Annotated in this window: 15 protein-coding genes; 4 read left to right on the top strand and 11 right to left on the bottom strand. The window is 51.8% G+C overall.

Annotated elements, in window-relative coordinates; genetic code table 11:
* Positions 1 to 77 precede the first annotated feature (77 nt).
* The 4 genes from phnD to OGY08_RS07210 all read right to left on the bottom strand — a co-directional run bounded on the left by phnD (position 78) and on the right by OGY08_RS07210 (position 2,963).
* Positions 78 to 1,094, bottom strand: a complete 1,017-nt coding sequence (gene phnD / locus OGY08_RS07195; RefSeq protein WP_060683108.1) for a phosphonate ABC transporter substrate-binding protein — start codon at positions 1,092 to 1,094, stop codon at positions 78 to 80.
* Positions 1,095 to 1,117: 23 nt separating this feature from the next.
* Positions 1,118 to 1,906 carry a phosphonate ABC transporter ATP-binding protein gene (gene phnC / locus OGY08_RS07200; RefSeq protein WP_125363590.1) on the bottom strand — a complete coding sequence of 263 codons (789 nt, stop codon included), beginning with the start codon at positions 1,904 to 1,906 and terminating at the stop codon, positions 1,118 to 1,120.
* Between the two features lie 132 nt (positions 1,907 to 2,038).
* Entirely contained in the window at positions 2,039 to 2,488 is a 450-nt protein-coding gene (yjdN, locus tag OGY08_RS07205; RefSeq protein ID WP_125363591.1) for a VOC family metalloprotein YjdN, read from the bottom strand.
* A gap of 139 nt (positions 2,489 to 2,627) precedes the next feature.
* Positions 2,628 to 2,963 (bottom strand): zinc ribbon domain-containing protein YjdM, encoded by a 336-nt coding sequence (locus OGY08_RS07210; protein ID WP_003031835.1) that lies wholly within the window; start codon positions 2,961 to 2,963, stop codon positions 2,628 to 2,630.
* A 541-nt stretch (positions 2,964 to 3,504) separates the two neighbouring features.
* Here OGY08_RS07210 and crfC point away from each other — a divergent pair.
* Positions 3,505 to 5,862, top strand: coding sequence for a clamp-binding protein CrfC (crfC, locus tag OGY08_RS07215; protein WP_125363592.1), 2,358 nt, complete (start codon positions 3,505 to 3,507; stop codon positions 5,860 to 5,862).
* Positions 5,859 to 6,752 carry a diguanylate cyclase regulator RdcB family protein gene (locus OGY08_RS07220; protein ID WP_060683111.1) on the top strand — a complete coding sequence of 298 codons (894 nt, stop codon included), beginning with the start codon at positions 5,859 to 5,861 and terminating at the stop codon, positions 6,750 to 6,752. The genes crfC and OGY08_RS07220 overlap by 4 nt, the downstream gene beginning before the upstream one ends.
* Before the next feature lie 30 nt (positions 6,753 to 6,782).
* On the opposite strand, the gene kdgT is transcribed toward OGY08_RS07220, so the two are convergent.
* Positions 6,783 to 7,781, bottom strand: coding sequence for a 2-keto-3-deoxygluconate transporter (gene kdgT, locus OGY08_RS07225; RefSeq protein ID WP_003826735.1), 999 nt, complete (start codon positions 7,779 to 7,781; stop codon positions 6,783 to 6,785).
* A gap of 699 nt (positions 7,782 to 8,480) precedes the next feature.
* Here kdgT and proP point away from each other — a divergent pair.
* Together proP and pmrR are read left to right on the top strand one after the other, a co-directional pair.
* Positions 8,481 to 9,983, top strand: a complete 1,503-nt coding sequence (gene proP, locus OGY08_RS07230; RefSeq protein ID WP_003826737.1) for a glycine betaine/L-proline transporter ProP — start codon at positions 8,481 to 8,483, stop codon at positions 9,981 to 9,983.
* Positions 9,984 to 10,659: 676 nt separating this feature from the next.
* Complete coding sequence (pmrR, locus tag OGY08_RS07235) at positions 10,660 to 10,749, top strand: LpxT activity modulator PmrR (RefSeq protein ID WP_003826741.1); 90 nt, start codon at positions 10,660 to 10,662, stop codon at positions 10,747 to 10,749.
* On the opposite strand, the gene pmrB is transcribed toward pmrR, so the two are convergent.
* The 6 genes from pmrB to adiA form a co-directional block, all read right to left on the bottom strand.
* Positions 10,743 to 11,825 carry a two-component system sensor histidine kinase PmrB gene (gene pmrB / locus OGY08_RS07240; protein WP_071445611.1) on the bottom strand — a complete coding sequence of 361 codons (1,083 nt, stop codon included), beginning with the start codon at positions 11,823 to 11,825 and terminating at the stop codon, positions 10,743 to 10,745. The genes pmrR and pmrB overlap by 7 nt on opposite strands.
* Entirely contained in the window at positions 11,826 to 12,494 is a 669-nt protein-coding gene (pmrA, locus tag OGY08_RS07245; protein ID WP_008786966.1) for a two-component system response regulator PmrA, read from the bottom strand.
* A 4-nt stretch (positions 12,495 to 12,498) separates the two neighbouring features.
* Entirely contained in the window at positions 12,499 to 14,136 is a 1,638-nt protein-coding gene (eptA, locus tag OGY08_RS07250) for a phosphoethanolamine transferase EptA (protein WP_003826749.1), read from the bottom strand.
* A 146-nt stretch (positions 14,137 to 14,282) separates the two neighbouring features.
* Complete coding sequence (gene adiC / locus OGY08_RS07255) at positions 14,283 to 15,620, bottom strand: arginine/agmatine antiporter (protein ID WP_003031853.1); 1,338 nt, start codon at positions 15,618 to 15,620, stop codon at positions 14,283 to 14,285.
* 127 nt (positions 15,621 to 15,747) lie between these two features.
* The gene (locus tag OGY08_RS07260) at positions 15,748 to 16,509 is read right to left on the bottom strand and encodes an AraC family transcriptional regulator (RefSeq protein ID WP_008786968.1); all 762 of its coding nucleotides are present in this window, start codon (positions 16,507 to 16,509) and stop codon (positions 15,748 to 15,750) included.
* 314 nt (positions 16,510 to 16,823) lie between these two features.
* Positions 16,824 to 19,091, bottom strand: coding sequence for an arginine decarboxylase (adiA, locus tag OGY08_RS07265; RefSeq protein ID WP_286565851.1), 2,268 nt, complete (start codon positions 19,089 to 19,091; stop codon positions 16,824 to 16,826).
* Positions 19,092 to 19,106 lie beyond the last annotated feature (15 nt).

Below are 19,106 nucleotides of genomic sequence, written 5' to 3' on the forward strand. Positions count from 1 at the left end.
CACCGCCATCCGGCATGGAATCCCTTGCATTGCCTGATGGCGCTGCGCTTATCAGGCCTACAATTTGGTCACCAGGTTTACTGCACCGCTTTGGTGACGCTGGTCATAGCGCCCAGTGCGGCGGTCAGACGGTCAAGGTCATCGAGCTGCGCTTTCAATGCCGAGGTTTTGCTGGTTTTCTCTTCCTCGTTCAGCCCTTTGTTGTCCTTCACACCCTGCATCTCTTTAAACAGTGCCAGCTGGCGAATCGGCACCAGTTGCAGATCGCTGGAGGCGCGGAACGGTGCCCATCCCAGGCGTTCCAGTACGGTTTTCTGTTCCGGCGTTTTGCCGTAATTCATAAAGAAGTCGTACACCTTGTCCTTGGTGGTTTCGGAGAGGTTTTTACGCCAGACGATCGGATCGCCCGGGATCAGCGGCGACTTCCAGATCACCTTCAGTTCTTTCAGTTTTTCCGGCGCGGAAGTTTTCAGCTTGTCGAGGTTTTCGGTGTTGTTGGTGGCGACATCGACCTGCTTGTTGGCGACGGCCAGCGCGTTGGTTTCGTGTCCGGCGTTAACGGTGCGTTTGAAGTCGCTGGCGGAGATGTTGTTTTTGGCGAAGACGTAGTAACCGGGGACGAGGAAGCCTGACGTTGAGTTGGGATCGCCGTTGCCGAAGGTCAGATCCTTACGTTTGGCGATCAGATCGTTCAGGTTATTGATCGGGCTGTCTTTGTTAACGATCAACACGCTCCAGTAACCTGGGGATCCGTCGGCGGCGACGGTCTGGGCAAACACTTGCCCGTTAGCGCGATCCACAGCTTCCATTGCCGAGAGGTTGCCGTACCAGGCGATATCAACTTTGTTAAAGCGCATTCCCTGGATGATCCCGGCGTAGTCCGGGGCGAAGAAGGCGTTCACTTTCACGCCCAGTGATTTTTCCATGTCCTTCAGGAACGGTTCCCACTGCGGCTTCAGATTTTGCTGTGATTCGGTCGAAATAATGCCAAAGTTCAGCGCTTTTTCCTGCTCTTCGGCATGGGCCGGGGTGAGCAGTGTGCTGAGACTAAACATGCTGGTGAAAGCCAGCGCGGCAATTGTTCTATAACTCATTTCCATTCCTCATTGTGGGGATGTCAGGCAGCCTGCGCGCTCTGTTCGATGCGGTTCATGCTGCGGTAGAGATGGTCAAAACGATCGTTATCAAAATGCTGGCTGCTGCCATCAAAGAAGACGTTGCCCTGGCGCAGCGCGACGATGCGTTCGCAGTAGCGCAGGGCGTAATCCACCTGATGCAGCGTGACGACCACGGTGATGCCGTCGGTCTGGTTTATATCGCGTAGGGTGTCCATCACGATGCGTGCGGATTCCGGGTCCAGCGAAGCAATCGGCTCATCGGCGAGGATCACTTTGGCCTGCTGCATCAGCGCGCGGGCGATTGCAACGCGCTGCTGCTGACCGCCCGAAAGCGTGGAAACGCGCTGGTATGCAAAGTGCGCCATGCCCACGCGGGTCAGCGCCTGTAATGCACGCTGTTTTTGTTCCTGGCTAAACCAGCTAAAACAGGTACGCCAGAACGGCGTGCTGCCGAGCGCGCCAATCAGGACGTTCTCCAGCACTGTCAGGCGGTTCACCAGATTGAACTGCTGGAAGATGTAGCCGGTGTGGGCGCGGCTTTTGCGGATATCGCGCGCCAGGCGGCCTTCATGTTGAACGGTGCGGCCCAGCAGCTCGACACGGCTACCGGGGGATTTATCACCGGTGATCAAACCGCTTAAATGACGTAAAAGGGTGGATTTGCCGGAGCCAGACGGCCCAAGCAGAGCCACCATCTCACCGGAACAGATGTTCAGATCAACCGCATTGAGCGCCTGATGTTGATTGAAGGACTTGGAGAGTTTCTCGACGCGAATAATCGTTTGCATGATGCGGCCTCCCTAAAAAAGTGGCCCCATCGTGGCGGATTAATGTGACGTTTTCGTTAAGGGATGGTTACTCGACGATGAAGAGTTGAGCGCTGTTTGATGACAGTACGGGAGGGCTGGCCTCCCGTTGGATTACTCTGTAGGGGGTTGCTGTTGTTTGACGACGTTGATCATCCACGGCACGCCATACTGGTCGCTCACTTTACCGAAACCGTGGGCCCAGAAGGTTTCCTGCCAGTCCATTTCGATTTTTCCGTTTGCTGCCAGGTTATCAAACCAGCGTTTGCCTTCATCGACGTTTTGCGTGTCGAGCACCAGCGTGAAGCCAGAGTAGTGAGCATTTCCGTCCGGGGCGCTATCGCTCATCATGATGTCACTGCCCGCAACGCGCAGGTTGGCGTGGGCGATGGCGGTGTCGGGGAATTTCATGCCTGAAGGGCAACCATCTTCGCTTGCCTGCGCCGATTTGGGCATTTCACCGAAGTTGATTTTGTAGAGTAGCTCAGCGCCTAACGTTTTTTGATAGTAGGCGATAGCGTCAGCGCAGTTGCCTGCAAAGGAGATATAGGGACTTAACGGCATAATCTTTACCTCAGGTAAAAGAAGCCAATTAAGTGTAGTTAGCGTCTGCAAAAATAAACCAGGCGGGAAGTATGAGCTTCCCGCCTGGCAGATGAGCTGGTGTTGACCTGATTAGCGTCGCGCTATCAGGCAATTTGCATCAGTTCTTTTTCACAAACTCAGATTTCAGCTTCATTGGGCCAAAGCCATCGATTTTGCAATCGATGTTGTGGTCACCTTCAACCAAACGAATGTTTTTCACTTTGGTACCAATCTTCAGCATGGAAGAGCTACCTTTTACCTTCAGGTCTTTCACGACGGTCACGCTGTCGCCGTCAGCCAGCAGGTTGCCGTTGGCATCTTTAACGATCAGTTCGTCGCTGTCCTGCGCCGGTTCAGCATCGTTCCATTCGTGAGCGCATTCCGGGCAGATGAACATGCCGTTATCTTCGTAAGTGTATTCGGAGTTGCATTGCGGGCAGTGTGGTAATGACATGTGGATTTCCTCAAAAGTCAGCAGGGGCAAATGCGCCCAAAAAATGGCAGATTGCCGAAAAAGGCCGCAATTATACATAAAATCCCTGCATTTGTCGGGACTACTGCGCGATTACGCAAAATGATCTGCTGCAAAGACCCTTTGCTTTCACCTCAATGAAAGTATGGCGGAATATTTTTTAAGGGAAATTGCTACGCTTAGATATTTAAGATAAGGTGAGGCGAAATATCTGATATTCATAGGTAACATTGCTTAGAAATGCCTAAGTCATTGTGATTGAATATCATTGAACCCCTTAAATTTAGTAGGGGGATTCCGCTGGCATTTTTTAAAACTGAACTACGCTGTCTATCTTTCTTACTTATTTTCATAAGTGAGAGGCATCAGGCCAGCGGTTATACACCAAATTTATTTTAATAATATCAATTGGTTGTTTTGATTTTAATTATTTCTATACGTAATTATAAAAGCCAAAAAATCTATAAATAAAACGATTGGGCTAAATAAAAGCAATGCCATTTGCGTTAAGGAAAAATTTTCCATGCACACACAGACAATATATGAATTAAGTCAGGAAGCGGAACGCTTGCTGATGCTCTCGCTTGAACATCTCAGGCAATTGCAAAAATTGCCTATGACGTCGTTGGATGATGTCGCGCTAAAACAAGGAGAGCATAGCAGTCAGGTTGTTCAGCCCCTGCATTTCAGCGCGCGTGGCATGGATGTCCAGCAAGCAACGCTCAATAATGAGCTGCGCAAGATTACGCGTCTGGAAATGGTGCTGGCGATTGTTGGCACGATGAAAGCGGGAAAATCGACGACGATTAACGCGATTGTGGGGACAGAGGTGTTACCTAATCGTAATCGCCCCATGACGGCGTTACCAACGCTAATACGCCATACGCCGGGGCAGAAAGAGCCGGTGCTGCATTTTTCACATGTCGCGCCGATCGATGCCTTAATGAAGGTTTTGCAGCAGCGCGTGCGCGAGTGCGATCGCCTGCGTCTTACGCAGACCCTGGAAATTGACAAGGATATGAATGTCCTGCTGCAACATATTGAAAATGGTGTGGCATTTGAACGGTATTATCTTGGCGCACAGCCTATTTTCCATTGCCTTAAAAGCCTGAACGACCTGGTGCGCCTGTCAAAAGCATTGGACGTTGATTTTCCTTTTGCTGCCTATGCTGCGATTGAGCATATTCCGGTTATTGAGGTTGAATTTGTCCATTTGGCCGGACAGGCAAGCTACCCAGGGCAATTAACGCTGCTGGATACGCCGGGGCCGAACGAGGCGGGACAACCGCACTTACAAAAAATGCTCAATGAACAGCTGGTGCGGGCCTCTGCGGTGCTGGCGGTGTTGGATTACACCCAACTGAAATCGATTTCCGATGAGGAAGTGCGTCAGGCGATTATGGCGGTCGGCAAGTCAGTTCCTCTGTATGCGCTGGTGAACAAGTTCGATCAGAAAGACCGCAACAGTGACGATGAAGACCAGGTGCGGGCGTTGATTTCCGGCACATTGATGCAAGGCGGAATCGCCCCTGAAAGAATTTATCCGGTCTCCTCAATGTGGGGCTATCTGGCAAACAGGGCGCGTCATGAGCTGACGACGCGCGGGCGACTGCCGGATCATCAGGAGCAACGTTGGGTGCAGGATTTTGCCGAAGCGGCGCTTGGCAGACGCTGGCGCACCACCGATCTTGACGATACGGAACACATCCGCCATGCCGCCGACCTGTTGTGGGAAGACTCGCTGTTTGAACAGCCAATTCAGAAAGTGATCCACGCCGCTTATGCTAATGCTTCGCTGTATGCGCTTCGCTCTGCGTCACATAAGTTATTGAACTATGCACAAAGCGTGCACGAATATCTGGAATTTCGCGCCCACGGGTTAACGGTCGCCTATGACAAACTGCGGCTGAACATCACGCATATTGAAGAGGATATGCAGCAGTTAGAAGTGAGCCAGGGGCGGGTGAGCGATGAAGTCAGCCATGAAGTAGAACTGGCGCTGGAGGCTGCCGCTGCCTATCTCAGTGAGCAACAGACTGAGATTCTTTGCGGTATCAATACGTTCTTTGTCAAAGATAACGTCCTGATGATGTCACAACACGGTCTGGGGAATGCTGTGAATACGGCAGAAATGGCCGGAGAGATGTTGGTGCTGCATGATGAAGGGCAGGCGAAAATTGTGTTAGATAAAATTCGCTCATCCTGTGAGGGGGTATTGCTGGCGGCGCAGGAAAGCATCAGCCGGGACTTAGCCCTGCGTTTTGAACAGCTTGAGTCGACGCTCTCCCGGGCGCTAAATGACGCGATGCGGCCAATTGAACAAAGGGTGAAGGAGGAGCTAAACCACGCCGGTTTTCGTGCGCGGATCCGTTTTCCAGCGTTCCATACGGCGATGTTTAATTTCAATACCCGCCAATTGTTTAACGAGGCCATTGAGCAGGATATTCCGGCAGAAAATGCGCCGTCTACTGGCGGTGTGGTGCGTGACACTTTCTCTCGTTGGCTAAATCAACCCAACTGGGGATGGAATGATTATGTCGAAACAAAAACGCGTTATCTCATTGATATGGGCGCATTGCATAAAAACCTTGTGCAGTACGTCTCCCAGTTTTGCCAACAAATTCGTAAAGCTTTAGCTGCTCAGGTCGATATTTCCGTTACGGCTGGCATGGCCACATTTTTTGCTGATTTCTCTCTGTGCCTGGCGCAATTGCAGGCTAGTCTGAGTGAGAGCCTGACGCTACGCCAACAAAATGAATCGGCGGTGAATGCAATGAATGAGCAATTGCAGCAGCGCATTACGATTGCGGCATGGCTTTATGAAGATTCCCGATTGCTGCGTGACGATATCAATACCCTTTTTGCAACCGAGCACACATGACTAACGTTTTACTGGAAGGCCCCGGGAGGACGCTGGAGTGTGTCTACCCGAAGTTTATGGTCGATCTGGTTCAGGGAGATGAAACCAAACGTTCCGGCGGTTTTCTGCAACAGCAGCAGCGGCTGCGCGCGCGTCTGACGCAGGAGGTGCTATCCCAAACGCAACTGCGTGCGTGGGTGATGGCGGGAGTGTCCAGCGAACATCTGGTGATGCGCCTTAAGCTGGTGGAGAAGCTGGCAGGCATGATTGATCCGGGTCATCTGGCGCTGGTACGGATCGTTGAAGGGTTGATGTTGTTGCAACAAACCGAACACCCGCGTGGGCTTTCAACCCCCGGTCTTTTACAGCAAATAAATTCACTGACTGACTGGTTTACCCAACGCGGTGCGTATAAAGAGAAGGCGCTGACCCAGCGCGGCCTGACGGTTCAGGCGGGCGAACACAGCGAACAAATTTTTACCCGCTGGCGGGCTGGCGCGTATGACGGTTGGTCGTTACCTGGACGCTGTTTTGTCGCGCTGGAGGAGCTACGTTGGGGAGCTTTTGGTGATGCCTGCCGGTTAGCGAATGCCGATGTGGTGTTAATGCTAAAAGACAACCTGCGTACCATGGCGGCTCAGGCATTGGCGGACAGCGTGAATGCAGCGCCCGCTACGCGTCATTACTATCATCATTGGCTCAGCACGCCAGCTGTTGGCGGATCGGGCGAGTATAACGATATGCTGAGCTGGCTGGGGAGCTGGTGCGATGCGCAACGCCATCCGGTAAGCTGGTCGGTGACGCAGCGTTGGCAAAATGTGGCGCTGGGAATGCCGCGATTGTGTTCGGCAAAGCGGCTGGTCGATGCGATGGTTGAGGAGATTTTTGCACCGACCCTGCTCGTCAATTGAGCAGGGCTGGTGAGTAGGATAATGGCAGGTTTAGTGGTGTAGAGAGTCTGCCGGGGTGGCCACCGCTTCGTTGGCGACCAGGTTTTTATTAAAACGTTTGGCGTACAGCGCGGTGATAATCGGCACCAGAATGGCGGTGACAATTACGCTGGCGGCAACCAGCGCCGTAGCGGATGCGGCAACCGGTTCGAACGCCGGGTTAATCTGGGCGATAATCACCGGGTTTGCTACCGCAGCGCCTGCTGCTGAAGAGGCTGCGACGCCTGCCGTACCGTTCCCGCCACCAATAACACGGTCAGCAATAATCAGCGGGATACCGGTGATGACGATAACCGCGACACCCAGCAGGATACCCAGCAGACCGGTATCAACGATCACGCTCAGGTTAATAGTGTTACCCAACGCGAAGCCGAAGAACGGGATCAGCACCGGTGTGGCTTTGCTGAAGAAAGAACGCAGGTCGTGATCCAGGTTGCCCAACGTAAAGCCAATCAGGAACGGTAATACCGCGCCGATGAAATGGTGTGGCTCGAAGGAGGCCAGACCCGCAGAGCCGAGGATCACCATGGTCATTAACGGACCGGATTCCAGAGACATCAACACAAATGCGCCGGACTCTTCTTTGGTGCCGTACTGGTTCATCAGGCTGGCGTACAAACCACCGTTGGTCATGTCCATTGCGGAGACAATTGCCAAAACTGAGAGGCCTGCAAAGAACCCGGTTTGAATACCGGTATCAGGAATAAATGAAGCAGCAATCATTGCCACTACCCACGCCACGGCTATTTTGGTTATTACCAGCGTACCGGACTTGCGTAATACCGTACCGGTTGCCCGCAAATCAATAGATGCGCCGATACAAAAAAACCACACTGCCAGAATCGGTACCGTTCCGCTGATCATTCCTTTGGTAAACGAACCGAAATACGCACCGGTATCCGGAGCTAACGTATTTAACACTGCGCCTAATAACAGAGGAATCAACATCATTCCGCCGGGGATGCGTTCAATCGTGGCTTTAATTTTCATAAACGTCCTCATGTCTTGTCGCTGCTAAAACTCGCGCAAGAGGGTAAAAATTAATAAATTCAAATGGTTACTGGTATTTCTTAACAAAGAAAATCGCTATCTCTTTGTTTTATAAAATCTAACGCGGCATACGTTGAGCGTGTTGCTGCTCCCAGGGATATTGCGTCTGGAATTAGTTTGCATTCATGGGAACATTGATTCAATCAAAATAAAACGATGTTTTAGTTATCTTCATCACATATTCCGAGCAAAAGTTCCAGGTCGGTCTGATTATTAAAAAAGCTGTGATCTTTTTGTGAAGGGATTAGGTGGTTTTTTTGCTAGCAGAATAATAGTGACCGCTGTGATTGTTGGTGCAATAAAGCGATTTATTCTTGTATTTAATTGTCAGTAAATCGCAAGCATTACATGTAAAAAAGCTGACTAAGAATGACCTAATTTACGCATGTTGACGAAATGAAAAACTATATGTGAAGTTGATCACAAATTTAAACGCTGTTAGGGTAAAGAGGTCATTAACCGCCCAATCAGGCGTCAACAGGTTCGGTTGTACTGTGCGTTTCTCGTCAGTGTAAGTAAACCTGCTACGCTTGTTACAGGGAATGCGCCTGTGCATTCCCCGCTCGGTGATGACCCTGACGCATGGGCGTTAGGGGACTCGAACTGGAGCGTGACAGGGCTAAGTCTATGAGGACGAGTATGCTAAAAAGGAAAAAAATAAAACCGATAACGCTGCGCGACGTTACCATCATTGATGACGGTAAATTGCGAAAAGCTATTACCGCAGCGTCGTTAGGTAATGCGATGGAGTGGTTCGATTTTGGTGTTTATGGATTTGTTGCTTACGCATTAGGTAAAGTGTTCTTCCCGGGGGCTGACCCCAGCGTGCAGATGGTTGCTGCACTCGCCACCTTCTCTGTTCCCTTTCTGATTCGACCGCTTGGCGGATTGTTCTTCGGTATGCTCGGCGATAAATACGGTCGTCAGAAGATACTCGCTATCACCATCGTGATTATGTCGATCAGTACCTTCTGTATCGGTCTTATTCCCTCTTATGCCTCAATTGGTATCTGGGCACCGATTCTGCTGTTGCTATGTAAGATGGCGCAGGGGTTCTCGGTCGGCGGAGAGTATACCGGGGCATCGATTTTTGTCGCAGAGTACTCGCCAGACCGTAAGCGCGGATTTATGGGCAGTTGGCTGGACTTCGGCTCGATTGCCGGTTTTGTGCTGGGCGCGGGCGTGGTGGTCCTGATCTCAACTATCGTCGGCGAGGATAACTTCCTTGAGTGGGGCTGGCGTATTCCGTTCTTCCTGGCTCTACCGTTAGGCCTGATTGGTCTGTACCTGCGCCATGCGCTGGAAGAGACGCCGGCGTTCCAGCAGCACGTGGATAAACTGGAGCAGGGCGATCGTCAGGGTCTGCAGGAAGGTCCTAAGGTCTCGTTTAAAGAGATTGCAACTAAGCACTGGCGCAGCCTGTTGGCATGTGTTGGTCTGGTGATTGCCACCAACGTCACCTACTACATGCTGCTCACCTATATGCCGAGCTATCTGTCGCATAACCTGCATTACTCTGAAGACCACGGCGTGTTGATTATTATCGCCATCATGATTGGTATGCTGTTTGTGCAGCCGATTATGGGTTTGCTCAGCGACCGTTTCGGGCGTCGTCCGTTTGTGATCATGGGCAGTATTGCGCTGTTTGTGCTGGCGATTCCGGCATTTATTCTGATTAACAGTAATGTTATCGGCCTGATTTTCGCCGGGTTGCTGATGTTGGCGGTGATCCTCAACTGCTTTACCGGGGTGATGGCGTCAACGTTACCGGCGATGTTCCCGACGCATATTCGCTACAGTGCGCTGGCCGCCGCGTTTAATATCTCGGTATTAATCGCCGGTCTGACTCCGACATTGGCCGCATGGCTGGTGGAAAGCTCGCAGAATCTGATGATGCCCGCTTATTATCTGATGGTGATTGCGGTAGTAGGTTTGATTACCGGCGTGACCATGAAAGAGACGGCTAATCAGCCGCTGAAAGGCGCGACACCTGCTGCTTCGGATATTCAGGAAGCGAAAGAGATCCTCGGCGAACACTACGATAACATTGAACAGAAAATCGAAGATATCGATCAGGAAATTGCTGAGCTACAGGTTAAGCGCACGCGTCTGGTGCAGCAGCATCCGCGTATTGAAGAGTAACGGTGTTATTGCCTGATGGCACTACGTTTATCAGGCCTACGGGCAGCATTGTACTCAGTAGGCCGGATAAGGCGCTAGCCGCCATCCGGCGCATGGCCCGGGCATTCGTGTTAATGCCTGATGGCACTACGTTTATCAGGCCTACGGGCAGCATTGTACTCAGTAGGCCGGATAAGGCTCTAGCCGCCATCCGGCGCATGGCCAGGGCATTCGTGTTATTGCCTGATGAGACTACGTTTATCAGGCTTACGGGCAGCATTGTACTTTCGTAGGCCGGATAAGGCGCTAGCCGCCATCCGGCGCATGGCCAGGACATTCGTGTTATTGCCTGATGGCACTACGTTTATCAGGCCTACGGGCAGTGTTGTACTTTCGTAGGCCGGATAAGGCGCTAGTCGCCATCCGGCGCATGGCCTGGGCATTCGTGTTATTGCCTGATGGCACTACGTTTATCAGGCCTACGGGCAGCGTTGTACTCAGTAGGCCGGATAAGGCGCTAGCCGCCATCCGGCGCATGGCCAGGGCATTTGTGTTATTGCCTGATGGCACTACGTTTATCAGGCCTACGGGCAGCGTTGTACTCAGTAGGCCGGATAAGGTGTCTTATGATATCAACTTAAGGTTGGCTTAATCTGTGTCAGGCAAACTCTCCTCCATAGTTTCGGAGGAGAGTGTCATGAAAACCCGTATTTATGAAAGTTTGACCACCGTGTGCAGCGTGCTGATCGTCAGCAGCTTTTTGTATGTGTGGGTGAGCTCTTACTGATTTTTCGCCAATTCCACCCATGCGCGAGTGCCGCTGGCTCCCTGGCGATTTTGCAGATAGAAATGACCCTGATGTAACTGGGTGATACGACTGACAATACTCAGCCCCAGCCCAATCCCACCAAAACGGCTGTCCATTCGGACGAATGCTTTACTTAACTCCCCGCATTTACTTTCATCAATGCCCGGCCCTTCATCTTCGACGGCCAGGACGGCATCATGCTCGGTGTTCAGGCTAATCGTAATATGGGTGCCTTCCGGGCTGTAACGATGCGCGTTTTCCACCAGATTTCGTAGCAGCATCCGCAACAGCGTAGCATCGCCACGCACGACAACGTCCGCCGCGCTTTGTGGCAGGAGCAGCGTCTGTTTACGTTGGTCCAGCATGGTGCTGAGTTCATCGTAGGATGGCAGAATAACGTCCTCCAGCAGTTTGACATGCTGGTAGCTCCCGGCTGAAAACGACTGCCCGACGCGGGCGAGTTGCAGCAGCTGCGATACGCTGTCCATCATTTGATCAAGGCGGGCAATCAACGGCGTAACGTCGACCTTATGGGTTTTGGATAATAATTCCAGATGCAGGCGAACGCCTGACAGCGGTGTGCGAAGTTCGTGGGCGACATCGGCGGTAAATAAACGTTCGTTTTCAATAGTGCTGGTCAGCCGCGTTACCAGGTCATTGAGCGCTGAGACAACGGCCTGGATCTCAACGGTTGAGCTGTGAATTTCAATCGGGGCCAGGTTATCAGCTGCTCGCGCTTCTAACTCTTTTTGCAGATCGGCAAGGGGACGGGTAATACGTCGCACCGCCTGGTAGCAAATTAGCAGCGTCAGGCTGACCATAAAGATGCCGGGGACGATCAGGCTGGCGATAGCCTCGCGGATCTCATGCATGATGTGGCGATCGTTGTTACGGTTATCGCGCAGCGCCTGTTCGAATAACTGTATTTGTTCGGTACTTTCGTGCCACAACCAGAAGGTGCTAATCAACTGAAAGACCAGCAGAATTAGACCGATCGTCAGTATTAACCGTTGGCGAAGAGGGAGAGGTCGTTTTAGATATTGCAGCAGCTTCACTTAGCTTTCCTCAGTGGCGACCAGCATATAGCCAAATCCCCTGACCGTGCGGATACGTGATTTCCCCACTTTATCGCGCAGATTGTGAATGTGCACTTCCAGCGTGTTGGTAGACGGTTCGTTATCCCAGCTGTAGATGTCGTTATACAAAATTTCCCGGTGTACCGGGCTGCCCGCTTTGAGCATCAGGCGTGACAGGAGCGCGTATTCTTTCGGCGTTAAGATAACCTCTTGTCCGTCCATCCACACCTGGCGACGACCGATATTCAGCGTCAGATTGCTGACAATTAATTCACTTTCACCCTGATTGTTGTGGCGACGCAGAAGTGCCCGGATGCGGGCGTGCAGTTCTTCCAGTGCGAACGGTTTGACCAGATAGTCATCGGCACCCACGTCCAGCCCGCTGACCCGGTCTTTGAGCGTGTCACGGGCGGTGAGGATCAGCACGGGGAGAGAGTATTTCTTCTGTCTGATGCGGGTCAGGAAGTGCAAACCGTCTTCATCCGGCAAGCCCAGGTCCAGAACAACCAGACTGTAATGTCCGGTCTCCAGACACTGCTCGGCTGCACGGGCGGTTGACACGCCATCACAGGCGTAGCCTTCTGTTTGCGCAGCGAGTATCAGTCCCTGTAATAACAACGTATCGTCTTCAACAATCAGGATTTTCATTCGTTTAGCCTCCCCGGCAGGGTTGCAGAATATCATCTGCCGCCTGATATTTCTGTGTTTGCACGCCCGTTAATCCCAGCAGAGTTGAGAAGAGATTATCCTGCGAGAAGTCTTCTGAGCTTGCCCGTTTTTGCAAACATGTCTGAGAGACCTGATAGCGTTGCTGATAATCCTCGGAGAGCCACAGCAGCATCGGCACATGTTTTTGCGTATCTGGTGCAATCGAATACGGCAGGCCGTGCAAATAGACGCCATTTTCCCCTAAGGATTCGCCGTGATCGGAAAGATACACCAGGCTGGTGGTGAAATTATCCTGATGTTCTTTCAGTATATTGATCGCTTTATCAACAATATAGTCAACGTAAAGAATGGTGTTGTCGTAAGTATTGACCAACTGTTGCTGCGAACAGGTCTGGATTTCGTTGGTATCGCAGGTTGGCGTAAATTTCTTAAACTGCGCAGGATAGCGGTTGTAATAGGTCGGACCGTGGCTGCCGATGGTATGCAGCACAATCACGCCGTCGCCTTGCAGATTATTAATGTACTCTTCCAGCCCGTGGAACAGGACTTCATCGTAGCATTCGCCGTCAATACACTGCCCTGGCAGGTTCAGCTTAGTCATATTCTGGTGTGGAACCCGGTCGCAAGCCCCTTTGCAGCCGCCGTCGTTATCGTTCCACAGAACGTTAATTCCCGCCCGCTGAATGATGTCGAGTACGCCTTCCTGATGCTGTGCCAGTTCTTCGTCGTAGTGCGCGCGTGGCATATCCGAGAACATGCAGGGTACTGATACTGCCGTTGCCGTTCCGCAGGATGTGGTGCGGGGGAAATAGACCACATCATCTTTTTCCAGCAGCGGGTTGGTCTGGCGCGAGTAGCCTGACAGGGAGAAGTTATCGCCGCGCGAGGTCTCGCCGAGAACCACAATCGTCAGGTTCTTACGCTTTTCTTTTACCATCAACGGATTGCGATGGGCATCTTCGCCAATGCGCACCAGCGGCAGGTGGGCCAGTCGCTGGTGTGAATACCAGGATGACGTCGCCACAATGCTGTTGGATGGACTGAGGGATTTCACCAGTTCTTTGTTGTTGCGAAACAGTGAGGCGTAATCTTTATAGAAGAACGCAGCGACCAGCACGATCAGCAGCGCGGAGATCAGAATGTTCGCGCCACGAAACAGTATGCTGCGCATGACTGGCGTGATCGGTTTGATTTTTACCCAGCAGGCAATGAGCGCGGCCAGAATACCGCTGATCCCAAGTGTAAGCACCATTCGTGGCGTCATGAGGGCGAAGGTTTCAGCGGGCGTAGTATCCATCATATTGGCGATCATCGAGCGGTCGATGATGATGCCGTAGGTCATGATGAAATATTGGGCCGATGCGCCAACCAGAATGAAAATGCACGCCACCAGGCGATTAAGCCACAGGAATGAGGCCAGCGTCAGCACAATGTTCATGACGCTGAACGCGACCACCGGCATTGATAAAAACACCAGCACGTTACGCACAGAGTCCAGAGGCAGGTCTTGCAGCACTTGTTTGTAGAACGCAATGTTCAGGAAAGTCGCAAGATAAAATGAGATCAGCAGAAGCCAGCTGATTAGCCCGAGAGTGGGCCTTTTAAACAAGAGCTTTAACATTAAGGGGGTTCCATCGACTATGTGGAGCAAATCCTCTCAAAGTAAAATTAAGCCAACCTTAAGTTCTTAATGTTGATTTTTCGAAGAGCGGTAGGAGAACGTTGACCCGATGAACTTACGCCATCGGGCCACGACGATTGTTGGCGTTAGTTATTGTTTACCGGGGCATCCAGTGGATACGGGTTTTTATGGATCCGGTTGTAGTTCAGTGCGTACAGCGCGGTGATGATCATCAGCGTGACGAACGACCACATCACTTCTTTGGCGCCGGAACCGACAACCGCCCAGATGCAGTAGACAAAGGCGATAAAGGTCACCAGTAAGTACATCGGGCGTGCTTTACCAAAGTGGCCATGGCCGAGCAGCAGCAGCGCGGCGCAGGTATACAGATACGGCACCAGGGTGAAGATAACGGAGACCGAAGAGACCAGACCAAACTCTTTTGCTGCGTTCGGCGACATGCTGCTGAACTGGAAGATGGTCATCAGGATGCCGACGATAATTAACCCAGCCACTGGCGTACCGGCTTTGTTCACGCGGGCAAAAATTGGTGGGAACAGGCCGTCATCGGCTGCGGCTTTGGCGGTTTGCCCGGCAAGCAGCGTCCAGCCGCCCAGAGAACCAAGACACCCGGCAGCAGCACAGAAGGAAACTATCGCCCCAGCGGTGTCACCCAGCGCCATACGTGCGGCATCACCGAACGGGGAGGCTGATACACGCAGCGCCGCGTTAGGGATCATACCCATGATTGCGGTGGTGGAGAGCACGTAGCAAACAGCGGCAATCAGCACGCCGCCCATGGTAGCGATAGGTACGTTACGTTTGGGATTTTTAACCACGCCAGCCGCAACGGAGGCGCTTTCCACCCCGATAAATGACCACAAGGTGACGTTCAGAGTGCTTTGAATCGCGCCGAAGGTGTTCATCCCGCTGACGTTCCAGGCTGCCATATAGGTTTCACCGCGGAACCAGAACCAGCCGAAGACGGCAATCCCGACAATTGGCACCAGTGCCAGTACCGTTGCGACGGCCTGCACGCGGGTGATCATTTTCGGTCCGACAATGTTCAGTAATACGAAGATCCACAGCACTACGACGCAGGTCAGCGTCAGGACCAGCGGATCTTTTAAGATGGGGAAGAAGTAGCTCAGGTAACCGACGCCAATGACCACCATGGCGATGTTACCAATCCAGCAGGCCAGCCAGTACAGCACGTTGGTCTGGTAGCCCAAAAAAGGACCGAAGCAGCGGCGGGCGTAAGCATAAGAACCACCGGGACTGGAGTCTAAGGACGACATTTTGGCGTACACCATCGACAGTGCCAGAGCACCGATAATCGTGACCAACCATCCGTAGATTGCAATCCCGCCAGTTGACGCAAGGTTTGCGGGTAGCAGGAATACACCGGAACCCATAATATTCCCCGACACCATAAGGGTGACGGGGATTAAGCCCACTTTGTGAGCATCAGCATCCGTCGACATATTTTTTAACTCCTGATAAGGATAAATGACGCCTTATCATACCTCGTCAAAAGTCTATTTAATGATGACGGAGCTGGGGTATCGCTAATGCTGATATTATTATGGCTTATCGCTAACTGATTAAAAATCAGGCGGCGGATGGCTCCCTATGTTGACTCACATAATGCAGAGGCGTCATCCCATAGAACTCTTTGAATACGGAGATAAAGTATGAGGTACTGTTATATCCACACAGTTGAGAGACCTGAGAAATGTTTTTGCCGTCCATCAGTAATTGATTGACGGCATATCGCATGCGACATGTGGTAATTATTTGGCTGTAACTTGTATTTTCACTTTTGAGCTTTTTCTTTAACAAACTGGGACTCAGGCATAAGCAACTGGCAACCATGCTTAAATTCCAGTCTTTATGTATATCGCTCTCAATAATGTGATAAACGCTATCGCTGATACAGTTGCGCAGCATATACATGAGCAAAGAAATAAACTTTTTGCTGTCGAGAAAGCGTGATAACACCGTGAACAGTAGCGAGCGCGTACGCTCTCTTTCAGCTTCGTTCACTGTGTCCATTACGCTGTGTTGGGCTGCCACCCTGAAGACATCCGGCGTCAGACACGCGGCGGTCATCACTGGGCTGGCACTGCGTTGCCAGAGTGGGATCTGTGAAAGGTCTTTATTTAAAAAGCGCAGATAATCTTTAATGATATCGCGGCTGATATGTACGACCAATGCGTTATTAAGTGATGAGAAATCGATAATATTATTATCGCATGCCACCAGTGCCATATGATTAGCTTTTAAACTGATGGCTTCTTTACCGTTAATCCTTAACCAAACATCCTTCTCCGTTAATACAACAACACAAGCTTCTTTGCTGCAAAGCCTCATACCCAACTCCAGGAATATGAACATAAAACACCGTAGCTCAACATCAGATGAGCCAAATCGGCTAAATTGAAATTGTATGATGAAACCAGGACTGCAATAAAATAACGTGTCTGAAATTAATTACAATGTTTGGCGGGATTTTTCTTATGTACACATTTTTGTACGCAAGTGGAAAGGCGCTATTTGCGTATAAAAAAAGCGCGGGGTGGTCCCGCGCAAAAAGGTATGACAATGTTATTGTTTTGCAGCAATACTCAGGAATTACTCAAGCATGACATGTCTACCTTAAACATCGGACTATCTATAAAACGACATTATGCTTTCACGCACATAACGTGGTACACACCGTCAATAATTTCCGTTCCTTCGGTTTCATGTTCAAATCCAGGGAAATGGTGGTCCCAGGACTGCAACGAACGTAGATAACTAATCTGCGGGCTATTGGCGTCGCCAAAGTTTTCCCCGGACAGCAGCATCGGAATTCCTGGTGGGTAAGGAATAACGGAATTCGCGGCTATACGACCCGGCAGATTTTCAATGGCCACCATCTCAACGTTATCGCTGACTATCGCGTTATAAGCTTCACGCGGGGTGATTTCAGCAACAGGCAGGCCGGAGTAGGCCGCGTTAAGACGTGCGCCAGGGTTGTTCTCTTTCAGCCAGGCGAACATGGTGTCGCCCAGATCGTGAATGCCCATGTTGGCGTAAGTGTCTGGATGTTCCTCAACCAGTTCTGGCATCACCTGTGCCAGCGGGGTATTGGCATCGTAATGGTGTTTGAAAGAGCACAACGTGTTGATCAGTGTGCCCCATTTCCCGCGGGTAATCCCCATGGAGAACAGGAACATAATCTGGAAATCGGTGGTACGGGTCGGCACGATGCCGTGACGGCCAAGCCAGGCGGTGACCAGTGCAGCCGGTACGCCGTTCTCTTCCAGTTCACCATCGTCGCCCATCCCCGGTGCCAGAATGCTGACTTTGATCGGGTCCAGCATGCTCCAGTTATCCGGCAGGTCTTTAAATCCGTGCCAGGATTCACCCGGGCGCATTACCCAGCAGTTCTGGTCGGTGGTCAGGAGTTGGGTTGGCGCATCGGCAAAGTCATAGGTTTTGCCGGTCTGCGGATCGGTCACAATCTCTTTGTTCCACGGTTTGAAGAACCAGTCGCCTTCGGCGGTGAATTCTTTGTACAACCGTGCCATGGCCTGACGGAAATCGACCGCTTCGTCGATCACTTCCTGGGTGAGCGACAGGCCGCTGTTACCGTCCATCATGGAGACCGCCACGTCGTTTGAGGCGCAGATGGCATACAGCGGAGAGGTAGTGGCGTGCATCATGTACGCTTGGTTAAAGCGGGAGAAGTTCACGGCCCCACGACCTTCACGAACGTGAATGTAAGATGCCTGAGAAAGCGCATTCAGCAGTTTGTGGGTCGAGTGGGTGGCAAAAACGGTAGGACCGTTATGATCGCCCGGCGCGCCACGCATGGCGTAGTGATCGGCGTAAATTGGGTTGAAGCGAGCATAGCCGTACCAGGCCTCATCGAAGTGGATGCGATCGCTGGTTTGCGCGAGCAGGTCCTGGGCCTCTTTGGCGTGGTAGCAAACACCATCGTAGGTACAGTTGGTCACAACGCTGTAAGACGGTTTTTGCCCTGCTTTACCTTTGGTCAGCGGGCTTTCGCTGATCTTTTTCTGCAATGTTTCAGGCTGCATTTCCTGCGGGTAGATAGGCCCGATAATGCCGTACCGGTTGCGGCTTGGCACCATGTACACCGGTTTTGCCCCGGTGAGGATAAGCCCCTGCTCGATGGATTTATGGCAGTTACGATCCAGCACCACGACGTCATCATCGGTCATACAAGCTTGCATGATGGTGCGGTTAGAGCCGGAAGTCCCGACCACCACGGACCAGGAGCGGTCAGCGCCAAACACGCGGGCGGCATATTTTTCGCTCTCGCCAAACGCGCCGGTATGATCCAGCAGCGAGCCGAGCGATGCGCGTTCAATACCCATATCGCTACGGAATAAGTTTTCACCATAGTAATCATGGTAGAAACGACCGGCTGGCGTTTTGGTGAATCCGACGCCGCCCTGGTGACCCGGAGCTGCCCAGGAGTATTCATGGATGTCGCCGTACTTCATCAGCGCGCTGAACAGCGGTGGCAGAAGTTGTTGGCGGTAGCGGGTCATCGCCGCAACGGCGCGACCGGCGATAAAGTCTGCGGTATCTTCCAGAATCCAGGCGAATTCATCGACAAGCTCCAGCAGGTCGCGATCCAGCGATGCGGTGGCTTTTTCGCGATCGCCCAGCAGGAAAACGGGAACGTTTTGCTGGCGCTCGTGGAGCTTGCCGATCAATTGCCTGACGTTCAGGTGCTCGTCTTGTTGTTCCATTTGATAGCTGAACATCAGGCAATCAATGGCTTCATTGGCGGCGAGGATTGCGTAACCATCGTCGAATGAGGTGGACTTAATGACGGTAACATTTTGGCGGCTTAATGCGTCAGCCAGACGTTCGACAGCGCTACCGACCCAGGTGTCCTGATGCAGAAACTCACTTTCAACAATTAATACTTTCATCATCTTTTACCCGGT

Source organism: Citrobacter sp. Cpo069 (assembly GCF_030332785.1).
Classification (GTDB): domain Bacteria; phylum Pseudomonadota; class Gammaproteobacteria; order Enterobacterales; family Enterobacteriaceae; genus Citrobacter; species Citrobacter portucalensis.